This window comes from Clostridium sp. AF34-10BH (assembly GCF_003478095.1).
GTDB lineage: Bacteria > Bacillota > Clostridia > Lachnospirales > Lachnospiraceae > Acetatifactor > Acetatifactor acetigignens.
The window spans coordinates 1-1,124 of the sequence record NZ_QUEC01000076.1; the positions used below are offsets into that span (position 1 = coordinate 1).

General features: G+C 44.4%; 2 protein-coding genes. Both read left to right on the forward strand.

The genetic code is table 11. From position 1 onward, the window contains the following. The first annotated feature begins 104 nt into the window (after nucleotides 1–104). Nucleotides 105–458: a hypothetical protein gene (locus DWZ61_RS19415; RefSeq protein ID WP_013274291.1), complete on the forward strand. Its 354-nt coding sequence runs from the start codon at nucleotides 105–107 to the stop codon at nucleotides 456–458. A gap of 28 nt (nucleotides 459–486) precedes the next feature. Further along, on the forward strand, nucleotides 487–1,092 hold the full coding sequence (locus tag DWZ61_RS19420) for a TetR/AcrR family transcriptional regulator (protein WP_118540119.1): 606 nt from the start codon (nucleotides 487–489) through the stop codon (nucleotides 1,090–1,092). Nucleotides 1,093–1,124: the final 32 nt, after the last annotated feature.

Genomic DNA, 1,124 nt, shown 5'->3' on the forward strand with positions numbered 1-1,124 from the left:
AATTTGCACAATTCTTGAACTCAACACAAACTGCCATCAGTGTTGTTCCGTTGCCCGTTCTTTGCTGGTAGAATAAAACCATCAAATGAAGGAGGCAACAAGCCATGAATACAGATAAAATCTATGCAGAACAACTCGCAAACGAATATGCACTCAAGGACACCTCCAAGGTGATCGCTCTTCGCAAGCTGGATGCAAAAGCCAAGCTTCCCGCAACCGTTTTTACCTATACCTTCGGCATTATCACTGCGCTGGTAGCCGGTGTTGGAATGTGCCTTTCCATGAAGGTCATCGGCAGCGGTAGCACCACTATGTTTGTCCTCGGCGTGATTGTCGGCATTATTGGGCTACTGGGCATGGGCGTTAATTACCCCATCTACAAAAAATTGCTGGCACAGGGCAAGCAGAAATACGCTTTTGAAATCATGGAACTGGCAAAAGAAATCAGCGAGATGTAAACAACAACACGAAAGAAGGTGAGAACGATTGAATAGATCGGAAAGCAGATATTTTGCTACCGCAGCCAGAATGGACGAAGCCTTTCTGACCCTTCTGGCAAAAAAGGATTTTGAGTATATTACAATCAAAGAAATCTGTGAAGTAGCAGGGGTCAATCGTTCCACCTTCTATCTGCATTATGAAACGATGTCAGACCTGCTCTCGGAGAGTGTCGGTCGTATGAACGAGCAATTTCTTGCTTCTATGGAGAAAGATTCGGATGCCTTTTTTACAAAGCTGCGGAATTGCCCGAGGGATGAATTATATCTAATTACGCCGGATTATTTAACACCTTACCTCAGCTACATTAAGAATAACAAGCGACTGTTTCGCACAGCAACAGAAAATGCGGCGGTGTTGGGGATGGATAAAAGCTATGATAGGATGTTCCGTCATGTGTTTACGCCTATTCTCGACCGCTACGGTGTACTACAGCAAGATCGACCTTATATCATGGCCTTTTATATTCGGGGACTAATGGCAATTATCTCAGAATGGCTCAAGAACGACTGCACCGATTCCATTACGTATGTTACAGGTGTGATTCAGCAGTGTGTAAAAATGCCACAAAGCGAAACAACGAACGCTGTTTGACAACTTCCCGTTTATTGGGAAGTCGCAGAGAA

What these genes read in the sequence shown, in the direction of transcription:
- DWZ61_RS19415 (WP_013274291.1), top strand. Translation starts at nt 105, where the DNA reads ATGAATACAGATAAAATCTATGCAGAACAACTCGCAAACGAATATGCA.